Annotated in this window: 21 protein-coding genes; 14 read left to right on the top strand and 7 right to left on the bottom strand. The window is 72.8% G+C overall.

The window, feature by feature from the left end:
• Positions 1-368: 368 nt before the first annotated feature.
• Positions 369-1016: a response regulator transcription factor gene (locus ACZ4UX_RS32045; protein WP_352287675.1), complete on the bottom strand. Its 648-nt coding sequence runs from the start codon at positions 1014-1016 to the stop codon at positions 369-371.
• A gap of 243 nt (positions 1017-1259) precedes the next feature.
• On the opposite strand from ACZ4UX_RS32045, the gene ACZ4UX_RS32040 reads away from it, so the two are divergent.
• Positions 1260-1847 carry a TetR family transcriptional regulator gene (locus ACZ4UX_RS32040; RefSeq protein WP_465709196.1) on the top strand — a complete coding sequence of 196 codons (588 nt, stop codon included), beginning with the start codon at positions 1260-1262 and terminating at the stop codon, positions 1845-1847.
• Between the two features lie 54 nt (positions 1848-1901).
• Here ACZ4UX_RS32040 and ACZ4UX_RS32035 read toward each other — a convergent pair whose 3' ends face one another.
• Positions 1902-2636, bottom strand: coding sequence for an SDR family NAD(P)-dependent oxidoreductase (locus ACZ4UX_RS32035; RefSeq protein WP_465709203.1), 735 nt, complete (start codon positions 2634-2636; stop codon positions 1902-1904).
• A gap of 203 nt (positions 2637-2839) precedes the next feature.
• Positions 2840-3469 carry a ScbR family autoregulator-binding transcription factor gene (locus tag ACZ4UX_RS32030; protein WP_465709195.1) on the bottom strand — a complete coding sequence of 210 codons (630 nt, stop codon included), beginning with the start codon at positions 3467-3469 and terminating at the stop codon, positions 2840-2842.
• Positions 3470-3585: 116 nt separating this feature from the next.
• Between ACZ4UX_RS32030 and ACZ4UX_RS32025 the strand changes: the two genes are divergently transcribed.
• Both ACZ4UX_RS32025 and ACZ4UX_RS32020 read left to right on the top strand, forming a co-directional pair.
• Complete coding sequence (locus ACZ4UX_RS32025; protein ID WP_380393202.1) at positions 3586-4530, top strand: ScbA/BarX family gamma-butyrolactone biosynthesis protein; 945 nt, start codon at positions 3586-3588, stop codon at positions 4528-4530.
• A gap of 372 nt (positions 4531-4902) precedes the next feature.
• The gene (locus ACZ4UX_RS32020) at positions 4903-6348 is read left to right on the top strand and encodes a glyceraldehyde-3-phosphate dehydrogenase (protein WP_329490298.1); all 1446 of its coding nucleotides are present in this window, start codon (positions 4903-4905) and stop codon (positions 6346-6348) included.
• A gap of 140 nt (positions 6349-6488) precedes the next feature.
• On the opposite strand, the gene ACZ4UX_RS32015 is transcribed toward ACZ4UX_RS32020, so the two are convergent.
• The 3 genes from ACZ4UX_RS32015 to ACZ4UX_RS32005 all read right to left on the bottom strand — a co-directional run bounded on the left by ACZ4UX_RS32015 (position 6489) and on the right by ACZ4UX_RS32005 (position 9853).
• Positions 6489-7757, bottom strand: a complete 1269-nt coding sequence (locus tag ACZ4UX_RS32015; protein ID WP_329492313.1) for a sugar ABC transporter permease — start codon at positions 7755-7757, stop codon at positions 6489-6491.
• Between the two features lie 56 nt (positions 7758-7813).
• On the bottom strand, positions 7814-8593 hold the full coding sequence (locus tag ACZ4UX_RS32010) for an ATP-binding cassette domain-containing protein (protein WP_465709194.1): 780 nt from the start codon (positions 8591-8593) through the stop codon (positions 7814-7816).
• A 147-nt stretch (positions 8594-8740) separates the two neighbouring features.
• The gene (locus ACZ4UX_RS32005) at positions 8741-9853 is read right to left on the bottom strand and encodes a sugar ABC transporter substrate-binding protein (RefSeq protein ID WP_465709193.1); all 1113 of its coding nucleotides are present in this window, start codon (positions 9851-9853) and stop codon (positions 8741-8743) included.
• A gap of 506 nt (positions 9854-10359) precedes the next feature.
• Here ACZ4UX_RS32005 and ACZ4UX_RS32000 point away from each other — a divergent pair.
• From ACZ4UX_RS32000 to ACZ4UX_RS31990, 3 genes are all read left to right on the top strand, one after another.
• Complete coding sequence (locus ACZ4UX_RS32000) at positions 10360-12066, top strand: glycosyltransferase family 2 protein (protein ID WP_396488126.1); 1707 nt, start codon at positions 10360-10362, stop codon at positions 12064-12066.
• Between the two features lie 66 nt (positions 12067-12132).
• Positions 12133-15204: an acyltransferase family protein gene (locus ACZ4UX_RS31995; RefSeq protein ID WP_465709192.1), complete on the top strand. Its 3072-nt coding sequence runs from the start codon at positions 12133-12135 to the stop codon at positions 15202-15204.
• A gap of 237 nt (positions 15205-15441) precedes the next feature.
• Positions 15442-16170 carry a DUF5995 family protein gene (locus tag ACZ4UX_RS31990; RefSeq protein ID WP_465709191.1) on the top strand — a complete coding sequence of 243 codons (729 nt, stop codon included), beginning with the start codon at positions 15442-15444 and terminating at the stop codon, positions 16168-16170.
• A 35-nt stretch (positions 16171-16205) separates the two neighbouring features.
• Here ACZ4UX_RS31990 and ACZ4UX_RS31985 read toward each other — a convergent pair whose 3' ends face one another.
• Positions 16206-16730: a hypothetical protein gene (locus tag ACZ4UX_RS31985; protein WP_465709190.1), complete on the bottom strand. Its 525-nt coding sequence runs from the start codon at positions 16728-16730 to the stop codon at positions 16206-16208.
• Between the two features lie 394 nt (positions 16731-17124).
• Between ACZ4UX_RS31985 and ACZ4UX_RS31980 the strand changes: the two genes are divergently transcribed.
• From ACZ4UX_RS31980 to ACZ4UX_RS31945, 8 genes are all read left to right on the top strand, one after another.
• The gene (locus tag ACZ4UX_RS31980; protein WP_465709189.1) at positions 17125-18471 is read left to right on the top strand and encodes a DUF2252 domain-containing protein; all 1347 of its coding nucleotides are present in this window, start codon (positions 17125-17127) and stop codon (positions 18469-18471) included.
• Between the two features lie 143 nt (positions 18472-18614).
• Positions 18615-19331: a flavodoxin family protein gene (locus ACZ4UX_RS31975; protein ID WP_329490304.1), complete on the top strand. Its 717-nt coding sequence runs from the start codon at positions 18615-18617 to the stop codon at positions 19329-19331.
• Positions 19332-19575: 244 nt separating this feature from the next.
• Entirely contained in the window at positions 19576-20259 is a 684-nt protein-coding gene (locus tag ACZ4UX_RS31970) for a Tat pathway signal sequence domain protein (protein ID WP_465709188.1), read from the top strand.
• Between the two features lie 489 nt (positions 20260-20748).
• Positions 20749-22191, top strand: coding sequence for an MFS transporter (locus ACZ4UX_RS31965; protein WP_465709187.1), 1443 nt, complete (start codon positions 20749-20751; stop codon positions 22189-22191).
• A 156-nt stretch (positions 22192-22347) separates the two neighbouring features.
• Complete coding sequence (locus ACZ4UX_RS31960) at positions 22348-22647, top strand: hypothetical protein (protein WP_465709186.1); 300 nt, start codon at positions 22348-22350, stop codon at positions 22645-22647.
• The gene (locus ACZ4UX_RS31955; RefSeq protein ID WP_465709185.1) at positions 22644-23582 is read left to right on the top strand and encodes an acyl-ACP desaturase; all 939 of its coding nucleotides are present in this window, start codon (positions 22644-22646) and stop codon (positions 23580-23582) included. The genes ACZ4UX_RS31960 and ACZ4UX_RS31955 overlap by 4 nt, the downstream gene beginning before the upstream one ends.
• A 229-nt stretch (positions 23583-23811) precedes the next feature.
• Positions 23812-24207, top strand: a complete 396-nt coding sequence (locus ACZ4UX_RS31950) for an acyl-CoA thioesterase (protein WP_329490309.1) — start codon at positions 23812-23814, stop codon at positions 24205-24207.
• Between the two features lie 81 nt (positions 24208-24288).
• Positions 24289-25887 (top strand): AMP-binding protein, encoded by a 1599-nt coding sequence (locus ACZ4UX_RS31945; protein WP_465709184.1) that lies wholly within the window; start codon positions 24289-24291, stop codon positions 25885-25887.
• The last annotated feature ends 118 nt before the right edge of the window (positions 25888-26005 follow it).

Here is a 26005-nt window from a genome sequence, read left to right as displayed (position 1 = left end):
AGGAGGGGGAGGTCTTCTTGTTCTCTGGGCGGGTGCTGTTTCCCCCCCCCCCCCCCCCCCCCCCCACTGCCATCTGCCGAACCGCTCGGTCGGTGCGCCCGGGTTCGCTCTTCGCCGGGGCTCCGCGCGCCGGTCGTCGGTCTGTCAACCGCCGGGGAAACGGTAGATGACGATCAGTCGGCCGGCCGGCGGCGCGCCTCGGGGGTGGGCCCGTGGGCTGCTGTCCGTGCGAGGTCGGTTCGTTCCCGCACTGCGCGGGGTCGTTCGATGAGGGTGTCGTGCGCGCCGGGACGCCGTTCGCGCGGGGCGCTCCGGGCGGGTGCCGTCCGGTCGGTGCGGTCCTTCCGGGGCGGGCCCGTGGCCGGCCGTCAGCCGTGGCCGATGCGGTAGCCGATGCCGCGGACGGTGATGACCCAGGTGCTGGCGCCGAGCTTCGCGCGAAGGTTGCGCACATGCGTGTCGATGGTCCGGCTGGAGTCCACCCAGTCGGTGTCCCAGACCCGGGCCATCAGATCCTTGCGTGACATGACGTGGCCCTGGTTCGAGGCCAGGATGTGCAGCAGCTCGAACTCCTTGGCGGTGAGGCTCACCCGCTCGCCGTGCAGGCGGACTTCACGGGTCCTTTCGTCGACGTGGAGCGGGCCGATGGATAATATCCGGACCGGGGCCGGTCTGGGGCGGGCCCGGCGGAGGACGGCTTCGATACGGGCCGTCATCTCCCTGGGGCCGCACGAGCGGACGACGCAGTCGTCCGCGCCGGCCTGCAGGGCGAGCACCCGGTCCAGTTCGGTGTCGCGGCCGGTGAGAGTGATAATGGGCTTGTCTCCACTCGCTCGTATCGAACGGCAGACTTCCAGGCCGTCGATGTCGGGAAGATCGAGGTCGAGCAGGATCATGTCCGAGTGCTCATGTGTTCTCAGCACTTCCGCGCCGGTTCCGGCAAGTCTCGTGCAGTACCCCTGTCGTCGGAGGTCATGAGCCCTTCCTTCGGCGGCGTCGTGGTCGCCGGCGACCACGAGCACCCGGATCGCCTGCGGCTCGGAGGCCTTCTCGGTCCGTCGGTACGGGATCGACACCACGGCCCGGGGCTGACCTGGTAGTTCGGTTCGAGAGGTTGTCGCCAGAGTCATAAAGTCCCCCCTGTACACCAGTTCTACACAGGATGCACCACGGGGAGGCGGCCCCGCTACAAAAATAGTGGCATTCTTTTTTTACGCCTATGGTGCGGGTGTATGAACGCCACATCTGACAGGAGCATGATGATGCAAGAGAGGGCGGCCCGGACGCGACAGAACCTGGTCAGCGCGGCCGCTGGCGAGTTCGACCGCGACGGATACGCGGGGGCGTCCCTGGCGCGGATCGCCAGGTCGGCCGGAATCACCACCGGAGCCCTGACGTTCCACTTCCAGAGCAAGGAGGAGATGGCCGCGGTGGTCAGGACGCAGGGCCACGCCGTGACCCAGGCGGTCGTGGGCCAGGTGACGGCGCGGAGCGAACCCCCGGTCCAGTCGGTCATCTCGCTGACCCTGGCGCTGGCCGATCTGCTGGAGCGGGAGGCCGTGGTGCGCGCCGCGGCCCGGCTCGCCCGGGAGCAACCCGGGGAGCCGGACTGGTCGACGACCTGGGCGCCGGTGATCCACGAGCGCCTGCAGGCGACGCACGAAGCCGAGTTGGGCCCGTACGGGGACCGGAGCACCCTCGCCACCCTGGCCGGGTACCTGGTCACCGGAGCGGAGTCCTGCATCCGGCAGCGGGCCTGCCGGAAGGAACCCCTGGACGGGCAGTCCGTGGAGCACATCAGCCGCATCTGGGACCTCCTCAGTTGCGGCGAGCGGTGCCTGACTTGAGCCCACCGGCGAGAGTCACCCCGCCGGGCCCGACCCCCGGCTCCGCCGGCCCCGTCAGACGGCGCTGCAGCCGCCGTCGACGGGGACGGCACCACCGGTGACGAACGAGGCCTGGTCGCTCAGCAGCCAGGCCGCCGCGCGCGCCACCTCGACGGGTTCGGCGAGCCGGGGCTGGATGGATCTGCCCACCGCGACCTGCTCCAACTGCGGCACCTGGCGCATGGCTTCCTCGATCAGCTCGGTGCGGGTGGTCCCGACGACCAGCGCGTTGACCCGGATCCCGCGTGCCCCGTACTCGGCCGCCGCGGCCCGGCTCAGGCCGAGCACGGCGTGCTTGGCCGCGACGTAGGGGGAGACCGCTCCGGTGGCGAACAGGCTCGCGATGCTGGCGGTGTTGACGATCGACCCGCCCGACTCCTGGCCGAGCATCACCGGCACCTGGTGCTTGAGGCAGTTCCACACGCCGCGTACGTTGACGTCCATGATTCGGTCGTAGACCGCGTCGTCCGTCTCGTGCAGCTGTGAGCCGATCGCCCCCCAGCCGGCGTTGTTGAAGGCGCCGTCCAGGCCGCCGAAGGCCGCCACGGCGGTGGCGACGACCCGTTCGACGTCGGCCGTCGCCGTGACGTCCCCCGGGGCCACCTCGGCCCGGCCGCCCGCGGAGCGGATCTCCTCGGCGAGCCGGTCGAGCAGCTCCTTGCGCCGGGCCGTCAGCACCACGGCCGCGCCCTCGGCGGCGAACAGCCGGGCGGCGGCCGCGCCTATCCCGCTGGACGCCCCGGTGATCATGACGGTCCTGCCCTGCAACAGCCCCTGACGGTGCTCCATGTGCTTCGCCCCCCTGCCCGCGGCGCCGACCGGCCCGCGAGCCGGTCTCGGTGTCGTCGAACTCGGATGTCGATCATTGTCCCGGGCCCGCCGGGGGCGGCACCAGTCGGGACGGCCGACCGTCCGGGGAGCGGACCGGCACGGGGCGGTCCCGGCGGTCGGCGCTACTCGGGCCGGCCGCGGCACTCCGAGAGCTCGATCCGCTTGGCGGTGGCGGGAGTTGCGACAGCCGGCAGCAGCAGCTGCCAGAACTCCACGACGCGTTCCGGGAGATCGGCGCGCCGGGTCTCGATGAACGAGTGCATCTGGGCCCCCGTACACGCGTAGACCACCAGGCGGGAGAGCGCCTGGACGTCGGTGCCGGCCCGCAGTTCCCGCCGGCGCTGGGCGACCAGGAGGTCGTCCATGATGATCTCGGCCCACTGGCGGTGGGAGTTCTCGTCCGGGGAGTTGAACTGCTCCTGCTCCCAGACCAGTCGGGCCCCGGCCTGGAGGATGGGGTTGTCGAGCAGCTGGCAGGCCCAGGTGAGGGACACGTCGACGACGCGCTGCAGCCCCTCCGAGGGGCGGGGGGTCACCACCCACTCGGGCTGGCGGCAGACGATCTCCCGGGCCAGCTCGCTCTTGTTGCGGAAGTGGAAGTACACCGCGCCCAGGGTCAGGCCGGCCTCGTCGGCGATCTTCACGACGCTGGTTCCGGAGAAGCCCTGCTCCCCGAAGAGCTTCGCGGCGGCCTGGATCAGGGCGGCCCGCGTCCGCTCGGCCCGCTCCTGTTTCACTGGGCGTCCCACCATACGACTGCACCTCATGTTGCTTGATAAAGAAGAGTATTCTTCATTTTATAGGCTGGGGGGACGATTGCACCGCTCCCGTCCCCCGCCACACTGACTCCGGGGGGAGACGGCTCATCATGGAGTCGCGTCCAACGATCGTTCAGCACACGGCGGCCACGCGCACCCGGCCGACGGTCCCGCCGGAGATACCGGCCCTGGTCGGCAAGTCCGTGGCGGGCGAAGCGCTCGTCACCGACTGGGGCGACGTCTCCGGCGCCACCCAGTGGGTCACCGTCCACTGGCCGCACGACCACCCCTTCTACACCGAGGGCGGCCGCTACAGCCCCCTGCTGTTCACCGAGAGCGCCCGCCAGGCGCTCACCGTGCTGAGCCACGCCGTCCACGGCGTCCCGCTCGGACACCGCTTCGGCATGGAGCGTATCCGAACGTCCGTCAACTCGGGCGAGCTGCTCACCACTTCCGGCCCGCCCGAGGTCGACCTGCTGATCACCCACACCTCGGTGACCAGGCGGCGGCTCGGCTCCGCCCACCTGGTCTCCCAGGTCGAGGCCCGGCGCGGGGGGCGCCACCTCGGCACCGCCGAACTCCACTACACCAGCCACCCGCCCGCCCTCTACGACCGCCTGCGCGGCCGCTACGCCGACGCGGCCCAGGCCTTCGCCCGGGCGCTCCCGCTCCCCCCGCCGGCCCCCACCGCCGTGGTCGGCCGCCTGCACGAGCGGGACGTCGTCATCTCACCGGCGGGCGCGCCGGACCACTGGCAGCTCCGTACGGACACCGGCCACCGCGTCCTCTTCGACCACCCGCACGACCACGTCCCCGGCATGGTCCTCCTGGAGGCCGCCGTCCAGGCGACCCGGGCCACCCTGCCCCACCCCGCCGTCCCGGTCGCCTTCGACAGCACCTTCCTGCGCTACGTCGAGTTCGACCAGCCCTGCCTCCTGACCACCACCCCCGCACCCCCCACCCCCGACGGCCACCCCCGCACCCACATCCGAGCCACCCAGTCCGGCACCCCCGTCTTCACCACCACCCTCACCACCGAGCCCCACCCGGCCTGACCCACCGAGGCCGGGGGCGGGCGGGGGAGGACGGCGGGCGGCCCGGCTCCGGTGATGTCCGTCACGGGCTGGAGCGGGGGAGGAGGGCGCCGGTCGGTGGCAGCCGTGGCGTGCGAGCGGCTCGCGGCCCACGGCCGGGGTGCGCGGACCCCGCGGAAGGTCGCGCACGACCGGCCGCCGTACGAGGGCCTGTTGCCCGCTCCGGTGCGGGCTTTCGATAGGGCCACGACGGCCCCCCGGGTCGGACGAACGGGCTAGGCGTGCCCTTCGGGCTGCCGGGCGGGGGAAGTGCCGTTCGGGTGGGTCCGGCTGAGAGGCCAAAATGGCTCAAAGCTAGCATGTGGGCATTCGCCTAGCTCGAAAGATGGACCTGTGACTGTCAACGAAGACGTGTTCACTAACTGGATGAACCGCGAGGAGATCGCGGAGTCGATGATCCCGATCATCGGGAGGCTGCAGCGTGAGCGGGACGTCACCGTTCTGCTGCACAGCCGTTCCCTGGTGAACAAGTCGGTGGTCAGCATTCTGAAGACTCACCGGTTCGCCCGCCAGATAGCCGGGGCGGAGCTCTCGGTCACCGAGACGCTGCCGTTCCTGCACGCGCTCACCGCGCTGGACCTCGGCCCCTCCCAGATCGACATCGGCATGCTCGCCGCCACGTACAAGGCCGATGACCGCGGTCTGTCGGTGGCGGAGTTCACCGCGGAGGCGGTGGCCGGCGCCACGGGTGCCAACAAGCTGGAGCGCCGCGGGTCGCGCGATGTCGTGCTGTACGGGTTCGGCCGGATCGGCCGGCTGCTGGCCCGCCTGCTGATCGAGAAGGCCGGGTCGGGCAACGGCCTGCGGCTGCGTGCCATCGTCGTCCGCAAGGGTGCGGGCGACGACCTGGTGAAGCGCGCCTCGCTGCTGCGGCGCGACTCGATCCACGGCCAGTTCAACGGCACGATCACCGTCGACGAGGCGAACAACAAGATCATCGCCAATGGTCACGAGATCACGGTGATCTACTCCGACGACCCGACCACGGTGGACTACACCGCGTACGGGATCAAGGACGCGATCCTGATCGACAACACCGGCCGGTGGCGGGACCGCGAGGGGCTCTCGAAGCACCTGCGCCCCGGGATCGAGAAGGTCGTCCTGACCGCGCCGGGCAAGGGCGACGTCCCGAACATCGTGCACGGCGTGAACCACGACATGATCAAGCCGGACGAGCAGATCCTGTCCTGCGCCTCCTGCACCACCAACGCGATCGTCCCGCCGCTGAAGGCGATGGCGGACGAGTACGGCGTGCTGCGCGGCCACGTGGAGACCGTCCACTCGTTCACCAACGACCAGAACCTGCTGGACAACTACCACAGCTCGGACCGCCGCGGCCGTTCGGCACCGCTGAACATGGTGATCACCGAGACCGGTGCCGCCTCCGCCGTCGCGAAGGCGCTGCCGGACCTCGACGCGAAGATCACCGGCAGCTCGATCCGGGTGCCGGTGCCGGACGTCTCGATCGCGATCCTCAGCCTGCGGCTCGGTCGCGAGACCACCCGCGAGGAGGTCCTCGACTACCTCCGGGAGGTGTCGCTGACCTCGCCGCTGAAGCGCCAGATCGACTTCGTCACCGCTCCCGACGCGGTGTCCAGCGACTTCATCGGCTCGCGCCACGCCTCGATCGTGGACGCCGGCCCCACCATGGTGGACGGGGACAACGCGATCCTCTACCTGTGGTACGACAACGAGTTCGGCTACTCCTGCCAGGTGATCCGGGTCGTCCAGTACGTCTCCGGCGTGGAGTACCCGACCTTCCCGGCCCCGGCGCTCTGATTCCGGGCCCCGGCGCTCCGATCCGCTCCGGCTCGCTGGTACCGGGCGCGGCCCGCACCCGGGTGCGGCCGTGACGACGGGGGCCCGCTCCACCGCCGGTGGAGCGGGCCCCCGTCGCCGTACCGGGACCCGGGCGCGGGTCAGGCGCGGCCGGCCGCCTTCTGGGTGCGGCGGGCCAGGGAGTCGACGACCACGGCGGCCAGCAGCACCGCACCGGTGATCATGAACTGGATGGCGTTGCTCAGGCCCTCGATGTTCATGCCGGACTGGATCGAGCCGATCACCAGGGCACCGAGCAGGGCCGACCAGGTCTTGCCGCGGCCGCCGAAGAGGCTGGTGCCGCCGATGACGGCCGCCGCGATGGCGTTCATCAGCAGGTTGCCGCCGCCGGAGGTCTGGCTGGCGGACTGGATCTGGGCGGCCAGGAAGAGACCGCCGATGCCCGCCATGGTGGAGCAGATGATGAAGACGCTGATCCGGATCCACGAGATGTTGATACCGGCGCGGCGCGCGCCCTCGATGTTGCCGCCGAGCGCGAAGATCTGCCGTCCGTAGGTGGTGCGGCGCAGGACGAAGTCCAGCACCACGATGAAGATCAGGAAGATCAGCAGGGCCAGCGGCAGCCCCTTGTACTGGTTCAGGGTGTACGCGGCGAGGAACGAGACGACGGCCAGGGCCACCGTGCGCAGTACCAGGTCGGCCATCGGCCGGTAGGGCACGCCGGCCGCCCGGCGCCGTCTCGCGTCGGCCAGCGAGGCGCCGACGAACAGCAGGACGCCGATCGCGGCGGCGCCGTAGGCGGCGAGCTGCTGGCTGTAGATGGTGCTGTAGAGGCGGGAGACGATGTCCTTGCCGGAGAGGTTGACGGTGCCGCTGGCGCCGAGGATCTGCAGCATCGCGCCGTTCCAGCCGAGGTTGCCCGCGAGGGTGACGACGAAGGCCGGCACGCCGACCTTGGCGAAGAACACGCCCTGGATCAGGCCGACGACCGCGCCGCCGAGGATGGCGGAGAGCAGTGCCACCCACTGGTTGACGCCGTGGGTGACGTTGAGGACGGCGAAGATCGCCGCGCACAGGCCGCTGACCGAGCCCACCGACAGGTCGATCTCGCCGAGCAGCAGCACGAAGACCACGCCGATGGCGATCATGCCGGTGCCGACGATCTGCTGCGACAGGTTGGAGAGGTTCTGGGCGGAGAGGAAGGTGCTGTCCAGGCTGCCGAAGACGGCCCAGATCACGATCAGTGCCAGGACGACCGGCAGCGAGCCGAGTTCGCCGCTGCTCACCCGCCGGCGGAACTCCCCGAGGTAGCCCTTGATGCCCTCCTGGCGCACGATCAGCCGCGGGTCCACGACCGGGGTCGCCGAGGGCGCCACGGGTACCGGCGCGTTGACGCCGCCCTTGGGCATGCTGTCCTCGGGCAGGTGGTGGCGGCGGCCGTCGTCGCCGCCCGGGATGTGGTCGCTCATGGGGTGCCCTCCGTGCCGCGGGCCTGTCGGCGGGTCACCGCGTTGTCCGTGGCCCCGGTGATGGCCGAGATGATCTGTTCCTGGTTGGTGGAGCGCCGGTCGAAGACGCCGTTGTTGCGGCCGAGCCGCAGGACCGCCACGGTGTCCGCGACCGCCATCACGTCCGCCATGTTGTGGCTGATCAGGATCACGCCGAGGCCCCGGTCGCGGAGGCGCTCGACCAGGTCGAGGACCTGGGCGGTCTGCTCGACGCCGAGGGCGGCGGTCGGCTCGTCCAGCATCACGACCTTGGGCGAGCCGATCAGCGCGCGGGCGATCGCGACCACCTGGCGCTGGCCGCCGGAGAGCGAGGCGATCGGGATCCGCACGCTGGGGATGCGGATGGACAGCGTGTCCAGCAGCTCGCGCGAGCGCTTCTCCATCTCGACCTCGTCGAGGACGGTGAAGCGCTTGATCTCGCGGCCCAGGAAGAGGTTCCCGACGACGTCGAGGTTGTCGCAGAGCGCGAGGTCCTGGTAGACGGTGGCCACGCCGAGGTGCTGGGCGTCCTGGGGGCGGTGGATGGAGACCGGGCGGCCCTGCCACTCGATGACGCCCTCGTCCGGCTGGTGCACCCCGGCGATCGCCTTGACCAGGGTGGACTTGCCGGCGCCGTTGTCCCCGACCAGCGCCAGTACCTCGCCGGTGTGCACCTCCAGCTCGATGTCGGTGAGCGCCTGTACGGCGCCGAACCGTTTGGAGACCCCGCGCAGGGCCAGTACGGTCTCACCTGCCACAGTGACCAACTCCCTTGCCCCGCCTCCGGGGGGAGGCGGGGCGTCTTCGGCTTCGGGTGCTTCTTCGGGGTGCTGCCGGTCCGGTGCCGCACGCGACCGGGGCCGGGCCGGGGCCGCTCCGGGGGCGGGGGCCGGGGCCCGGCGCCGCTACGAGAGGCCGGCCTCGGCGCAGGCGGCGGCGTAGTCGGGCGTGCAGATCTGCGCGACGGTGTAGAGGCCGTCGGCGACCACGGTGGTCTTGATGTTGTCCTTGGTCAGCACCACCGGGGTGATCAGGTCGGCCGGGACCTTGTTGCCGCTGCCGTTGGTCACCGTGGTCGGCACCAGGTCGGGCGCCGGGCTCGAACCCTGGGCGTAGGCCACCGCCATCCGCGCGGCCGCGTCGGTCTCCGGCTTGAACGGCTTGTAGATCGACATGGTCTGGGTGTTGACCAGGATCCGCTGCACCGCGTCCAGCTGGGCGTCCTGGCCGGTCAGCGGCACGCTGAGGTTCGCCGCCTTCAGTGCGGTCGCGATACCGGCGGCCATGCCGTCGTTGGCCGAGTAGACGCCGACGACGTTGGGCGCGCCGATCGCGGTGATCGCGGCGGCGGCCTCCTGGTTGGCGTTGTTCGGGTCCCAGTTCGGCGTGTCGTACTCCTTGCCGATCTTGAGCTTCCCGTCGATCGCGCTGTGCGCGCCGGCCTTGAAGTCGGCCGCGTTGGGGTCGGTCGGCGAGCCGTTGATCATGATGATCGACCCGGCGTTCGCCTTGTCGCCGACGGCCGCCACCAGGGCCTGGCCCTGCAGCTCGCCGACCTTCTTGTTGTCGAAGGACACGTAGGAGTCGACCGGACCCTGCGCCAGGCGGTCGTACGCGACGACCTTCACGCCCGCGTCGTGCGCCTTCTGGACGGAGGACTGGATCGACTTGGAGTCCACCGCGTCCAGGATCAGCACCTGGTCGCCCTTGGTCAGCGCGGTGTCCACCTGGGTCTGCTGGGTGGTCGCGTTCTCGTTGGCGTTGTAGTAGTCGATCTGCGCGTTCGGCGCGAGTTCCTTGATCTTCTGCTCGATCAGCGGGCGGTCGAACTGCTCGTACCGGGTCGTCTTGGTCTCCGGCAGCAGCAGCCCGATCTTGATCGCTCCTCCTGCGGTGCCGCTCGCGCTGCCCGAGGACGTGGTGCCGGTCGACTGCTTGGCGCTGCCGCACGACGCCAGGCCCATGCCGACGGTTGCCACTGCGGTCACCGCGACGATGCGGCGAAGCCCGATGTACATGAGGATGCCTCTCCGGTTGAGTCCACCCCCGCCTCCGAGTCTGGGAACACCGGGGCGCCGGCACGATCCGGACTGCGCCGAACGAGTGCGACGCACCGCCGATCGGGGGAGGGGGCGGCCGCCCGGCCCGGGGGAGCGAGGGGGTCGGGAGGGGGAGGAGTGGCGCCCGAGGTGACGGGCGGGTGGCCGGCGGGAGGCTATCGGGGGTCGCGACGGGGGCGGCGCGCAGTCGCGCAGGCGTCGGGGCGGGGGAGCGGCGAGGGCCCGGAGGCGTCCTGGCGGGGAGCGGACGGCTGCGCCCGACGGGCCCCCGGTGCGGGCGGGGCGCCGCCGTCACCGCTGTGACCTGCCGCTTTCCTGCGCATCCGGCCGCGGTGGCCGGGCGATCGCGGCCCGGGGCGGGCGCCGCCGGCGGGCGTCCCAGCTCTCGGACGGCTGCCCGAATGGTCTATACCAATGAGGTACTGTGACCGCGGAGCTGTCAGAAACGCGGCTGTGGGGGCCTCATGACTGTCCAACATCTTCCTCAACCTCCTTCCGATCAGGAGCTGTACTGGTATTTCGGACCACAACGCCGCTGGGTGCTGGTGCTGACCTCGCTGGCCTTCGTCTTCACCGCGGCGACCATGTTCACCTTCTCGCTGCGGACCCCGGCCCTCTGGGGCTTCCTCGCCGTCCTCGCGCTCAACGTCGTCGCGCTCGGGCTCTCCTCGGTCAACAGCCTCCGCCAGCGCCGGCTGACCAGGCAGTCGCACGAAGTCCTGGTGCACGCCTGGAACCCCGGTGAGCTGCCGACCGTCGACCTCTACCTGCCGACCTGCGGCGAACCGCTCGACGTCCTGGAGAACGCCTACCGCGCGGTCCGGCGGCTCGACTGGCCGGGCGCGCTGACCGTCTGGGTGCTCGACGACGCCGACCGCGCCGAGGTCGCCGACCTGGCGGCCGCGCACGGCTACGAGTACGTCGTGCGGCCCGACCGCGGGCACCTCAAGAAGGCGGGCAACCTCAACCACGCGCTCACCCTGAGCCGCGCCGAGTACATCGCCATCCTGGACGCCGACTTCGCGCCCAGGCCGGACTTCCTGCGCCACCTCGTGCCGTACTTCGCGGACGCCCGGATCGGCATCGTGCAGAGCCCGCAGTGCTTCGACACCGACGAGACGATGGACTGGATCCAGCGTGCCGCCGGCTCGGCGCAGGAGTGGTTCTTCCGCTGGATCCAGCCCTCCCGGGACGCCAGCGACGCGGCGATCTGCTGCGGCAGCAACGCGGTCTACCGGCGCACGGCGATCGACGCGGCCGGCGGCTTCGCCCGGCTCGACCACAGCGAGGACCTCTTCACCGGCCTCGGCCTGTACGAGCAGGGGTACCGGACGCTGTACGTCCCGGTGCTGGTCGCCAAGGGCACCTCGCCCGACAACCTCGCCTCCTACGTCAACCAGCAGTACCGCTGGGCGATGGGCAACCTGCACCTGCTCGGCTCGCCCGTGCTCAAGCGGATCCGGGCGCCCTGGCGGATGCGGCTCTGCTTCTACGAGGGCGTCGTCGGCTACCTGGCCGCCGCCGTGAACCTCTTCGTGGCCCCGCTGCCGCCGCTGGTGATGATGTTCTGGTACCCGGACCAGATCCGGCCCTGGCACGTCCTGCCGCTGCTCGCGCCGCTCTGGCTCTGGCACGTCCTGCTGCCCCGGATCAGCCGGACCCGCTGGCGGATCGAGGTGATCCGCTCCAACGTGCTGATGAGCGTGGCCGCCGGCGCCGCCTTCTGGCACACCCTGCGCGGCCGCAGCGCGGCCTGGGTGCCCACCGGCGCCGGCCGGGCGAAGCCGGGCGGCCTGGCCCGCCAGGTGGTCCTGGTCTCGCTCGGGTGGCTCTGCGCCTCCGTCGGCGCGGCCGCCGCGGGCCTCTCGCTCGCGGTCGCCCGCAACGGCTGGGAGCCCAACTGGGGCCTCGGCCTCTACCTGGCCGTGCAGTGCCAGATCGGCCTCCCGCTGATCCGCGACCTGGTCGGCGAGCTGCGCCCGGCCGGCGGGCAGCGCGCGGCCGACCCGGACCGCCCCGGCGCCCCGCGCCGGCTGCTGTCCCGGCGCGCGGCCCGGACGGGCATGCTGCCGCGGCGCTGGCCCGAAGCGCTGGCCGCCACCGCCACCCTCGTGCTCACCGCCCTGCTCGCCTCCGGCTGGGTCCGCCCGATGCTGCCCTGGCTGGGTTGAAAGGTCGTCACACCGATGTCCCCGACCACACCGATGTCACCGACCCCGACCACACCGACCACCTCAATGTCACCGAACACACCTGTGCCACCGAGCGCGGACGTGGAGCTCCTGCCGGGTACCTACACCATCCCCGGCCCGCCGCGCGGCGGCTCCGGCTCCCGGGGCTCCGGCGCGCGGGCGTCCGGCAGCCCGGGGCCGGCGCCCCGCCCGGCCGGCTTCCGCCCCGACATCGAGGGCCTGCGCGCGGTGGCGGTCCTCGCGGTGCTCGCCTTCCACGCCTCCGTACCCGGCCTGGCCGGCGGGTTCGTCGGCGTCGACGTCTTCCTCGTCGTCTCCGGCTACCTGATCACCGGACTGCTGGTGCGCGAGGCCGTCACCACCGGCCGGGTCCGGCTGGGGGAGTTCTTCTCCCGCCGGGCGCGCCGGCTGCTGCCCTCGGCCGCCGTGGTGCTCGGCGCGGTCGCGCTGGCGGGCGCCTGGCTGACCGTCCCGCTGCGCCGTGCCGACCTGGAGCACGACGTGCTGGCCGCGGCGCTCTCCGTCGCCAACTGGCGCTTCGTCTCCCAGCAGACCGACTACCTCGCGGCCGGGCGCGACCAGAGCCCGCTGCTGCACTTCTGGTCGCTCGCGGTGGAGGAGCAGTTCTACCTCTTCTGGGCGCCACTGGTCGCGCTGATCGTGTTCCTGGCGGCCCGGGCGGTCCGCCGCGGCCGGGCCGTCCGCACGGTGGCGGCCGCGGTCGCGGGGGCGCTGACGCTGGGCTCCTTCGCGCTCTCGCTGCACTGGACGCAGAGCTCGGTCTCGCTCGCCTACCTCGGCACGCCCTCGCGGGTCTGGCAGTTCGGGGTCGGGGCGCTGCTCGCCCTGCTGCCCTGGCACCGGCTGCGCGGACCGCGCCCGCTGCGGCTGCTCACCGGCTGGGCCGGCCTGCTGGCCATCGGCTGGTGCGTCCTCGCCTACGACGCCGGCACCCCCTACCCGGGGTACGCCGCACTGGTCCCGACCCTCGCCACCGCCGCGATCATCCTGGCCGGGACGCCGGACCGGCGGGACGGCGGCGCCGTCGTCGCCACCCGGTACGGCGCGGACCGGCTGCTCGGCCTGCGGGCCCCGCGCGCGATCGGCCGGCTCTCCTACAACCTGTACCTGTGGCACTGGCCGGTCCTGGTGCTCACCGAGGCCCGGTTCGGGACGCTCGGCTGGCCGGTCAAGGTGGCGCTGAGCGCGGCGGCCGCGCTGCCCGCCGTGGCGGTGCTGCGCTGGATCGAACAGCCGCTGCGCCGCAACCGGACCGTGGCCGAACTCCCCAGGCGCGGGCTCTCCTTGGGGCTCACCGCAGTGATCGTCCCGGTGGTGCTGGCGCTGGTCGTCGGCACCGGGACACTGCGGCTGCTCGGGCCGGCCGGGCCGGTGGACCTGCTCGGCCTGCCGCCCGGCTCGCCCGACGGCACCTCCCTGCTGGTGCGCACCGCCACCCCGCCGAAGACCGCGGCGGTCGTCCCGGCCGCCGCGCAGGCGCGCAAGGACTTCCCGCCGGACGGCGAGTGCGAGGTGGCGCCGAGCGCCGTCACCAGCCCCGCCTGCCTGTTCGGCGACACCACCGGTGCGGACCGGATCGTCCTGCTCGGCGACTCGCACGCCGGCCAGTGGTTCTCCTCGCTGCTCGCCATCGCGGCGGGGCGCCACTGGGCCCTGGAGGAACTGGTCAAGCAGGGCTGCCCGCTGCCCGAACTCGATGTCGTCAACCCGCAGTTGGGGCGGGCGTACTGGGAGTGCGACAGCTGGCGGACGGCGAGCCTGGAGCGGTTGCGCAGCGGGCCGAAGCCCAAGCTGATCGTGGTCTCCGCGCTCAACCGCTACACCGACGACCGACGGCTGCTGCTCGACGGCTGGGAGCGGACGCTGGCGCCGCTGCGCGCGCTCGGGGTGCCGATCGTCTACATCCAGGACACCCCGATCCCCGGGACGGACGTTCCGGCCTGCGTCTCCGGGCACACCGAGGACCCGGCCGCCTGCGAGTTCCCGCGCGCCCGTGCGCAGTGGCCCGACCCGCTCGCCGAGGAGATCGCGGCCGGCCGGGTGCCGGGCGTCCGGTCGGTCGAGCTGAACTCCGTCCTCTGCCCGGGTGCGGGGCGCAGCTGCCCCGCCGTCCTGGAGCGCATCCTGCTCTACCGGGACGACGCGCACCTGACCAACGTCGCGGCCGTCGTCCTGACGCCCCGGCTCGAACGGCTGCTGACCGAGGCCGGGCTGGTGCCCGCCGCCGGCGCTGCCGGGGGTGTCGCCACCGGACCGGGGAAGCCCGGCGCCGACGGCTGGACACCGGTGCTGCGGGACGACTTCGAGGGGTCGGCCGGCAGCCGCCCCTCCGCCGAGCACTGGCAGTACGACCTGGGGACCTGCTACCCGGGCTGCCCGGCTCCGCAGTGGGGCACCGGGGAGGTCGAGACGATGACCGACTCGACCGCCAACGTCCGTCTCGACGGCCGGGGCGCGCTGGAGATCGTCCCCACCCTGGAGAACGGCCGGTGGAGCTCGGGCCGGATCGAGTCCCGCCGCTCCGACCTCGCCCCGCCGCCCGGCGGAGTGCTGCGGATCGAGGCCTCGATCGCGCTGCCCGACGTCACCGGACCGGCCGCCGCCGGGTACTGGCCGGCCTTCTGGACGCTCGGCGGTGAGCTGCGCGACGGCTTCACCGGCTGGCCCGCGATCGGTGAGCTCGATGTGATGGAGCAGGTCAACGGTCGGGACTCGATCTTCGGCACGATGCACTGCGGCACCCTGGAGGGTGGCCCCTGCCAGGAGCCGAAGGGCCTCGGCTCGGGCGACCGGCCGTGCCCGGACTGCCGCACGGGCTTCCACAGCTACGCGGTGGAGGTCGACCTCACGCCCGGGGCCGAGCAGGTCCGCTGGTACCTCGACGGGCGCGAGCACCACCGGGTCACGGCCGCGCAGATGGACCGCGCGACCTGGGACCGGGCCGTCGGCCACGGGCTCTTCCTGATCCTGAACGTCGCGGTCGGCGGCAACCTGCCCGCCGCGCTCGGCGGCGTGCCCGGCCCGGCCACCGAGCCCGGGCACCCGATGCGGGTGGACTACGTCGCCGTCTCGACGCGGGGAGGCGCCCGCCCCTGATCCGGACCGGCCGAGGGCCGTCCCCGCCCCGCCGGCGAGGACGGCCCCCGGCGCGTTCTGGGCCCCGGCGCGGTCGGCCGGTGGGGCGGTTCGGGCGACCGGCAGCGGTGCGAGCGCGGGGTCCGAGCGCGGGGTGCGCGGGCCCGGCGGCGGTGGCCGCCGCGCGGAGGTGGCAGTCTGGGTACAGGAGGCAGCCGGGTCCGACCCCGCACCGACCGCTTCTCCGGGAGGACGGCCATGACATACGCGCACGCCAGGCCCGCGCGGAGCCTCGACGAGGTCGTCGGGCGGATGCGGGCGGTGGAGGCCCGGCTGGACCCGCGGGACGGTGTGGCCTGCTTCAACCGGATGTACCTGAGGGTCGCCGAACTGATCGGCGGCCACCTGGCCGCGGGCTCATTCCAGGACGGGGCGTTCACCGAGGGCCTGGAAGTGGTGCTCGCCGGTGCCTACCTCGACGCGGTCGAGGACGCCGAGGCGGGCCGCCCGGTCAACGAGGCCTGGCAGCCGCTGTTCGAGGCCCGGGGAGACCGGTCGGTCCGGCCGATCCAGTTCGCCTTCGCGGGGATGAGCGCGCACCTCAGCCACGACCTCCCGCTGGGCCTGGTGGAGACCTGCATCGAGCGCCGCACCACGCCGGACACCCCGCCCGTGCACGCCGACCACCTCCGGGCCGCCGCACTGCTGGGGCAGGCCGAGGCCGAGGCCCGGGCCTCCTTCGAGGCGCGGCTCGGCACGCCGGACGCCCAGGCCGCCGAGTCCCTGCGGCACCTCGTCGCCAGCTTCTCCGTCGCCCGCGCGCTGGACGCCGCCTGGGCCACCACCCAGACGCTCTGGCACGAGCGCAACCTGCGCCCCTTCCACGACGCCACGCTGGCCGCCGTCACCGGTGGCGCGATACTGGCCGCCCGGCTGCTGGTCACCCCCGTCCTGCCGCCGGCCGGCCCGCCCACCGACGAGGTCTGACACCGCCGCCGCTCCCGCGCCGGGACGAGCCGTGCTCAGTGCCCGAGGGCGGCTTTGGCGGCCACGATGATCAGGCCCAGGACGAGGTTGACGAACCCCTCCAGCGCCGCCTGCCGCCGGCTCGCACCGGCCCGGACGGCTCCCACGAACGCCCACCCGACCTGCTGGGCGACGGCGACGCCCAGCGCCAGCCAGGCCGTCCCGGCGAGGCCCAGCCCGAGCAGCGGGCTGATCAGCACCGCCACCGCGGGGGCCACCGCCGCCTCCACGATGGGCCGCTCGTGGCGGGCGATCCGGCGGGCCTGCCGCCAGGTGAGCCGCTGTCCGACCTGGCGCTCACCGGCGAGCCGGGCGTACACGTGGGCGCCCCAGAACACCAGGCCGGTGACGATCAGCAGGACGCCGAGCTGGAAGCGCGGGTAGTCGCCGACGGCACTCGCGGTCGCCACCACCGAGGCGGCGAGCATGGAGCCGTAGACCGCTCCCGCGTAGTCCGTGCGCTCGGCCGCCGGACGGTCGCTGCGGTGCCCGCCCTCGGGCCGGCTGACTGGGCTGCTCATCCTTCGCACCCTACGAGGGGGCGGGCGGACCGGCCCGGCGGCTACGCCGTACGGCGGCGGCACGGGCGCCGGGGTCTCCGGTACCGGCGCCGGGGGCCCGGAGTGGCGGGCGGCGGCAGGCGTGGCGCACGCTGGAGGAGGACCTCCGCCCGGGTCGCGCCCGCGCCGTCGTCGTCGCCCGCGCCGTCCTGGTCGGCCGGGCCGACACCGCCGGCCGGGCCGCTCGCCGTCGGAGGCCGTCCGAAAGCAGGTACCCCTCCGGCGAACAGCCGGGCGACGCCCGGGCGTTCACCCGGCTCGTCCCCGTCGGCGCGGCGGTCGCCCTCGACGGCCGGCCCGGCCGCCGCTCGCCGTGACCCCGCCCCGTCCGACGCACCGGTCGAAGGAGCCCCCCGTGCCCGCAGCCCCCGCTGCCGAGGAGTCCGCCGCCCGGGGGAGGGCCGTGCGCAAGCGCCTCCCCCGTTCCCTGCACGGCGACTGGACCCCGCCACCGGACCGCCGCGACCCCGTCGAGATCCTGGAGGAGGAGGCCGGCCCGCGCATCCCCGAGCTGACCCCGATCCGCTACGCCCGGATGGCCGGCTCGCTCTCCGCCTACTACCGCGGCACCCCGGCGGTCATGGCCGCCGACCTGGCCGCCCTGCCGAACACCGGGCTCGGTGTCCAGCTCTCCGGCGACGCCCACCTGTCCAACTTCGGGCTCTTCGCCTCGCCCGAGCGCCGGCTGGTCTTCGACCTCGACGACTTCGACGAGACCCTGCCGGGCCCCTTCGAATGGGACGTCGAACGCCTCGCCGCCAGCCTCGCCGTCGCCGCCTTCGACAACGACGCCCCGGCCGGGGTCGCCGTCGCCGCCGCGACCGAAGCGGCCCGAAGCTACCGCACCCATCTGCGGGAACTCGCCGACAGCACGGAACTCGCGGTCTGGTACGAGCACATAGCGGCGGACAGCCTGCTCGGCGAGATCGGTGACGCGCCGCACCGGGACCGGCTGCGCCGGACGCTGGACACGGCGCGGGAGACCGACAGCGGCAAGGCCGTCGCCAGGCTCACCGCTCCCGGACCGGACGGCCGGCCCCGCTTCGTCCACGACCCCCCGCTGCTGGAACCGGTCGACGAGCGGGACCGCGCCACCATCGCGCACGTCTTCGAGGACTACCGGGCCAGCCTGCCGCCCGCCCGGGCCAAGCTGCTGGACCGGTTCGAGATCGTGGACGCGGCCCGCAAGGTCGTCGGCATCGGAAGCGTCGGCACCCGCTGCTTCCTGCTCCTGCTCCGGGGGCGCGTCGCGGGTGAGCTCTTCCTCCTCCAGGCCAAGGAGGCGGAACCCTCGGTGCTGGCGCCCTACACGGACGCGTCCGTCGCGCACGAGGGGCGGCGCGTGGTCGAGGGGCAGCAGCTCCTCCAGGCCGTCGGCGACATCTTCCTCGGCTGGTCCACCGGACCGACCGGCCGCCACTTCTACTGGCGGCAGCTGCTCGACATGAAGGGCTCCGCCGACGTCCGGGGGATGCCGGACGGCCTGCTGCACCAGTACGCCGGACTCTGCGGCCGGGTGCTGGCCCGGGGGCACGCCCGCTCCGGCGACCGCGTGGCCATCGCCGCCTACCTCGGGCGCGGCACCTCCTTCGACCGGGGGACCGCCGCCTTCGCGCTGGCCTACGCCCGACAGATCCGGGACGACCACGCCGCCTTCACCCGGGCGATCGCCGACGGCCGGCTGCCCGCGGCACCCCGCTGAGCGGGCCGGCCCGTTCCCCGCCCGGCGCCGTTCCCGGACCGGCAGCCGCCCGGCGTCCGCGCGGTCGGCCCAGTCCGACGGGCGGCGGCCCGGCAGTGCGGCTGGACTGGTGGGCGAACGCCTCCTCCGGAAAGGGCCCGCCGATGTCCACCTCGCCCCGCGGCTACGACGACCTGCGCGCGCTGGTCCTCAACTGCACCCTCAAGCGCTCACCCGAGCGCAGCCACACCCAGGGCCTGATCGACCTCAGCACCGGCATCATGCAGCGCCAGGGCGTCCAGGTCGACGTGATCCGAGCGGTCGACCACGACATCGCCACCGGCGTCTGGCCGGACATGACCGAGCACGGCTGGGAGACCGACGACTGGCCGGTGCTCTACAGCCAGGTGATGGCCGCCGACATCCTCGTCCTGGCCGGTCCGGTCTGGCTGGGCGACAACTCCTCGGTGATGAAGCAGGTGATCGAGCGGCTCTACGCCTGCTCGTCGATCCTCAACTCCGAGGGCCAGTACGCCTACTACGGCCGGGTGGGCGGCTGTCTGATCACCGGGAACGAGGACGGCGCGAAGCACTGCGCGATGAACGTGCTCTACAGCCTGCAGCACCTGGGGTACGTGATCCCGCCGCAGGCCGACGCCGGCTGGGTGGGGGAGGCGGGGCCGGGGCCGTCCTACCTCGACCCGGGGTCGGGCGGGCCGGAGAACGACTTCACCAACCGCAACGCCACCTTCATGACCTGGAACCTGCTCCACCTCGCCCGGATGCTCAAGGACGCCGGCGGCGTCCCCGCCCACGGCAACCAGCGCTCCGAGTGGGACGCCGGCTGCCGCTTCGACTTCGAGAACCCCGAGCACCGCTGAGGACGGGGCCGGCCTAGGCATTGTCGTCAAGTCACCCGCGTGGACGGTGCGTCACACCGCCGCGGGCCCGGTCGTCGATCGTCGCTCCGGTTCTTGCTGACGAAAAGTCAGCAAGTTCGGCGCAGTGCCTTGACGGTGCACGGACACCGCTCTACAACGTAGTCAGCTCCCCGAATCCCCCACCGACGGGGAGCCACGAAAGTTCACCTTCTCGATTCCCCCTCACCGAGGAAGAGGCTTTCCCATGCGCCTTCACCGTCCTGTCCCGCTCCTCGCCGCCGCCCTCACCGCCACCGCGGCGTTCGCGCTGGGCGCCGTCCCCGCGTCGGCGGCGCCCGGCAGCGTCGCCGCCACCGCGGTGCTCACCGCCGGCGGCGGCGCCGTCGCGGCGGGCGACACGCTCGCCGCGCCGCTCGCCGCGAACACCCGCGCCACCTTCTACTCGACCGCGACCAGCACGACCGGGGTCACCTGCGCCACCTCCCAGCTCGCCGCCAGGGTGCTGAGCAACCCGGCGGCCCCCGGTACGGCCACGGAGTCCCTCACCGGGCTGACCTTCGGCTCCTGCACCAGCAACGTCACCGGGGTCACCTCGGTCCGGAGCCTGACCGTGGGCAACTTCCCGCACGTCATCGCCGTCGACGACGGCCCGGGGCTGCCGATCACCCTCACCTCGGGGACCGCCGGGCCGATCCAGGCCACCGCCGTGCTCAACAGCTGGTTCGGCACCCTCACCTGCAGCTACCAGCTCAGCGGTGCGTTCACCGGCGCCGCGGACAATGCCGGCCACAGCATGGCGTTCCGCACCGAGCACTTCGCCAAGAGCGGCGGCTCCTCGCTCTGCCCGGCCGACGGCTACTTCTCGGCCACCTACGGCCCGGTCACCGACACCAGCCAGGCCGGCAGCCCGGCGGTCGTCGTCAACTGATCCGGCGCGAAGCGAGCGGCCCCGCGGGCGTGCCCGCGGGGCCGTTGCCGTGCCGGTCGGCGTCGTGGCTGGTGGGCGGGGGTGAAGCCGCCCTGACGGGAGGTCAGGGGCGTTCCCCTGACCGCTGTCCGCTGGTCGGGAGGGGATTGACACTGGCGGGTAACAACGAGCAATCTGATCAGGCCCACCGGCGTGTGCGGGGGGTCGAGTGCGGTCTGTGCCGTTGCCGGATGCGGCGTGCGCGACGGATCGTGGCGTCGCGCGCTCGGCTCACATGCGGGGGGAACGCCAGTTCCGCGTGCCCGTACACGCTCCTGGGGTGTGCGGTGGGGGCGTGCCGGTGAGGCGTGCCCCCGTGGGGGAGAGACGCGGGCGGGGGCCGGCGGCTCGACGGCGGTGTGCGGACCGGTCCGGGAGGACGGGCCGCTGCGGCGCGGTGCCCCGACGCGCACCGACCGCCCGATCCCGTCGCCCAGGAAGGACGCCCGCATGGCCGAATCGCCCGTCGCACCCGTCAAGGGCCCCGCCGTCGTGGCCGGCCCGGCCGCCGGGCCGCCGCTCGGGCCGGTGCTGCTCTGCTGCCTGGGAGCCTTCGTGGCCTTCCTGGACAGCACCATCGTGAACGTGGCGTTCCCCAACATCGCCAAGACCTTCTCCGGCTCCGACCTGCCGACCCTCTCCTGGGTGCTCAACGGCTACAACGTGGTGATCGCGGCCTTCCTGATGCCGGCCGGCCGGGCCGCCGACCGGCTCGGCTGCCGGCGGTCGTTCGCGGTCGGCCTCTCGCTCTTCACCCTGGCCTCGGTGGTCTGCGGGCTCGCCGGGTCGGCGACGGTGCTGATCGCGGCGCGGCTGGTGCAGGCGGTGGGCGCGGCGATCCTGGTGCCGACCTCGCTCGCGCTGCTGATGCCGATGTTCCCGATGGCCCGGCGGCTGATCGCGATCACCATCTGGGGCGCGGCGGCGGCGCTGGCCGCCGGCATCGGCCCCGGTCTCGGCGGGCTGCTGGCCGAGCACTGGTCGTGGCGGGCGGTCTTCCTGGTGAACATCCCGATCGGGGTGGCGGCCGTCTGGGCCTCCCGCTCGCTCACCGAGCAGCGCGAGCGCGGCGGTCCGACCCCGGACGTGCTGGGCGCGGCGCTGCTCGGCGGCGCGCTCGGCCTGCTCGCCCTGGGCCTGGTCAAGGGCCCGGACTGGGAGTGGACGAGCCCCGGCACCCTCGGGGCGCTGGCCGGTGGCGCGCTGCTGGCGGTGGCGGCGGTGCTGCGCAGCGCCCGCCACCCCGCGCCGGTCATCGCGCTGGACCTGCTCCGCTCGCGCAGCGCCATCGGCGGCAACCTCGGCTCGATGCTGTTCTCGGTGACCTTCTACATGGTCATCCTCAACAACATCCTGTTCCTGACCGGACACTGGCACTGGTCGCTGATCACGGCCGGACTCGCCACCACGCCGCCGCCGATCGCCACCGCGCTGGTCGCCCGCCCGGCGAGCCGGTTCGCGGAGCGGTTCGGGGACCGCCCGGTGGTGATCGCCGGCTGCCTGATCTACGCCTGCGGCACGCTGCTGCTGCTCCGGGGCGGCGGCCGGGGGCCCGACTTCCTCACCCACTGGCTGCCCGGGGCGGTGGTGATGGGCACCGGGGCCGGACTGGTCTGGCCGGTGCTGGGCGCGGTCGCGCTGGCCGGGGTCGAACCGGCCCGGCTGGCCACCGCGAGTGCGGCGAACGCGGCCTTCCGTCAGCTCGGCGCCGTCCTCGGGACGGCCCTCGCGGTCTCCGTGGTGACCGCCTCGGCGGCCGACGCGCTCGGCGCCGCGCGTGACACCTGGTACCTGGCGATCGGTTTCGCGCTCGCCGTCGCCCTGCTCGCCGCGGTGACGATCCGCCGGATCCCGGCGGTCGACGCGCCTGCCGATCTACCGGGTCTCCGGTGATTTCGGCCGAATTCCCGCACCAATACCGCGACTCGGCCCCCGGTTCCGACCGGGGGTCCAGCGGTGTTTGTGCGAATCAGATCTGATGATGCATTAACTTCCGTGTAACAGGCATCACTTGGTCTGCGGAATCGCCAACTTGTATGATTCTGAGCCATGGTGACGCCCGAAGTTGAGTTCTACATCCGGCAGAAATTCGGCGAGCACGCCGGCCTCGCCGACGAGGAAGTTTTCGCCGACGACGTGACGCTGGCCGATGTGATCGGCCGGAGTCCCAAAATGACCAACAGCATTGACCTGATGGAAGCCTTCGCCCGGACCGCCAACGGTCTCCGCAAGGACTACGGCGTGCGGGTGCGGCTGCCCGCGCTGCCCCTCGACACCGCGACCCCGGTGGTGCTGAAGGTGTTCCTGGAGGAGTTCGAGAAGCAGAAGGCGAAGGAGGCGGCCGCATGAGCGTCGTCGAGAAGGAGCCGGTGATCCGGAAGGCGGTCGTCCCCGCCGAGCCGCCGGCCATCATCACCGACCTCTGGGACGCGGTGACGGTGCGCGGGATGTCCCTCGTCGACGTGACCTGGGAGCAGCAGCGGCTGCACGAGTCGCGCCGGTGGAGCGTCGTCGAGATGCTGTCCGCCGTCGACCTGGACAGCCTCACCCCGCTCGACCGCAACCTGGTGTGGAACGCCGGCCGGGCCGAGCTGACCACCAAGCCGGGCGCCGACCGCCTGGAGCGGCAGGCCGAGGCCGAGGTGCGCCGCTGGGAGAAGACCAACCCGGCGCTCGCGGCGGTCATGGAGGCGTGCGGCACCTGGAGCCGCTACTGGAACGAGGAGGAGGCCCACCACGAGACGGTCTTCAACCGGCTGGCGGACGTCAGCGGGATGGAGCCGATCGACGACGAGACCTTCCTCGCGTTCCGCAAGGTCTTCCCGGACGACGACATGCTGCGCACCCTGGTGCTGCTCGCGATCTCCGAGATCACCGCCGCCGTCAACTACGGCCAGTGCCAGCACGTGATCCAGGACGAGGGCCTGCGCCGGATCTTCAAGCAGGTCGCGGCCGACGAGATCCAGCACCGCAACTACTTCGTGTCGTTCGCGAAGGCCCTGGTGGACAGCGGCGAGTACCACGCCAAGGACGCCTTCGCGGTGGCCCATCTCTTCCTCCGCGAGGACGGCGAACTCCTGGGCAGCGCCCGGGACCAGAAGGAGGACCGGGGGACCCACGTCAACTGGTGGGACCACCTGGACACCGCCGAGACCGGCTACCGGCCCGAGGCGATGGAGAAGAAGGAGCAGCTGGTCTGCGGCGCTCTGAAGAAGATCACCGGGATCGAGGTGCACTCCCGGGAGGAGGTCGAGGACACCTGGATGGACCTCCTCGACAGCTGACGCCGGGCTCCGCGGCCCCCGGCCGGCGCCCCGCGGTGAACGCGCGGGCCGCCGGTCCGGCGGCCGGGCACCCGGGCGCCCGGGCAGGACACCCCGCCCGGGCGGCTCCCGGTGCAGCGGCTCCCGGGCACTACGGCTCCCGGTACACCGGTTCCCGGCTCCTCGGCCGGGGCCCTTCGGCACGATCGAAAACGGACGGTCCGACGTGTTCTTCGGCGAATCACGCCTCATGCTCCCGGTGCGCCCCAACGACCTCGACGCGCTGGGGCACGTCAACAACGCGGTCGCGCTGGAGTACCTGGAGGCCGGGCGGTGGGACTGGCTCGGCCGGCAGGGGCTCGTGCACGGCGACCGGCTGATCGCGGTGGTCGCCCGCACCGAGATCGACTACCTGGCGGAGATCCCGCGCGGCCGGGTCGAGGTGCGGACCGAGCTCGTCTCCCCCTCGGAGGAGGAGTGGGACGAGGAGGGCCTGACCTTCCGGGCCCGGTTCCGGCAGCGGATCCACCTTCCGGAGGCCGACCGGCCGGCGGTGGACGCGCTGGTGACGGTGGCCTTCCTGGACGCGGAGCAGCGCTGCCTGGTCTCCCTCCAGGACTTCCTGGCCGCCTCCACCCCGGCCTGACGGCCCGTCGGGACACCGCCGCCCCGGAACGCGGCGACCGAACCATGAACGAGCGGCAACTGAACGAGTAGGAGGGGTCCGGTGCTCGAACACATCCAGCGCAACCAGGAGTGCCCGCCCGAGCGGGGGCTCCACCTGTACGAGAAGTACGGCGATCCGGCGGAGTTCACGCCGTACCGGGACTTCCCCGAGCGGATCGCCGCCAGTGCGGACTTCTTCCGGGAGCAGGGGATCGGACCGGGGACCAGGGTGGTCTTCCCGTTCGAGACCTCCGTTCCGGTGATCTTCGCGTTCCTGGCGCTGATGGAGATCGGCGCGGTGCCGCTCTCCGTCAAGCCCTTTGTGCTGAACACGCCGAGGGAGGGCTACCAGGAGTTCCTGGCCCGGGTCGCGGCGGACTTCGGCGCCGCCCGGATCCTCGGCGTCCCCACGCTGGCCGCCGTCGACCTGCCGGTCGAGGCGCTGCCGCTGCCGCCGGCGGGCCTGCGCCGGGCCGGCGCCCGGCTGCGGACGCCCGGGGACGACGAACTGGCCTTCGTGCAGTTCTCCTCCGGGTCGACCTCCTTCCCCAAGGGCGTCCCGGTGACTTACGGCCGGCTCCGGGCCAACCTGGCCATGATCACCCGGACCGACGGCCGCGAACCCGAGGAGCGGGTCAGCAGCTGGCTGCCGCTCTACCACGACATGGGACTGGTCGGCGGCATGCTGTCCTGCTTCACCGTCGGCTGCGACCTGCTGCTCGCCGAGCCGGTGACCTTCCTGTTCGACGCGCGCGGCTGGTGGGAGCACATGGGCCGGGAGCGGGCCATCGGCACCGTCATCCCGAACTTCGCCGTCGACTACTCGCTCAAGCTGATGCAGGACCTCGACCCGGAGGAGATCGCCGAACTCGACCTCTCCGGGATGCGGTCGATCTACCTCGGCAGCGAGCCGATCAACCTGCCGAACCTGGAGGCGTTCCTCGACCTGATGGCGCCCGCCGGTCTGCGGCGCGACGTCTTCATGCCCTGTTACGGCATGGCCGAGGCCGTCCTGCTGGTGGCCAGCCGCCCGGTGGGCGGCGAGATCCGGGTGGTGACCTCACCGTCCGGCGTCCCGGCGATCTCGGTCGGCCGGCCGATGGCGGAGTTCGCCGTCCGGCTGCGGGGCGAGGACGGGCGGGTCTGCGGCGAGCACGAGCTGGGCGAGATCGAGCTGGCCGGCGGCAGCCTCGCCGAGGCCTACTTCGACCGCCCCGGGTCGATCGAGGGGCCGGACGGCTACTACGCCACCGGGGACATCGGCTTCCTGGACGCCGGGGAGCTGTTCATCACCGGCCGGATCAGCGACCGGATCAAGGTGGGCGGGCGCAGCCTGTTCGCCGCCGACTTCGAGCAGGCCGTCGAGCAGCTCCCGTTCGTCCGCGAGGGCCGCACCGCGGTGGCGCAGATCGGCACCGACATCGTGGTGCTGACCGAGGTGGACCGCGAGGCCCGGGACGACGTGCCGGGCAGCCGGGCGCGGATCGTCGAGCACCTGGTGCGGGCGATCGGCGTCACCGTGCGGGCGGAGGACGTGCACTACCTGAAGCCCGGACAGCTGCCGCGCACCAGCAGCGGCAAGCTCCAGCGGCGCGCGATCGTGGCCGCGTACGAGCAGGGGCAGCTCGAAGGGCTGACGCTGGCCGGGCCCGGGAGCTGACCGGGCGGGGGGGGGGGGGGGGGGGGGGGTCTCGGGGCAAACAGGTCGCAGGGGCATCCATGGAAACCACCTCCCCCCCGGGGAAGAGAACGAATCAACAGAGGATAAAGGACGCCCA

The organism is Kitasatospora sp. NPDC028961 (assembly GCF_055564815.1).
The sequence above is the reverse complement of the archived record's forward strand: the minus strand, read 5'-3'. Positions and strand labels throughout refer to the sequence as shown.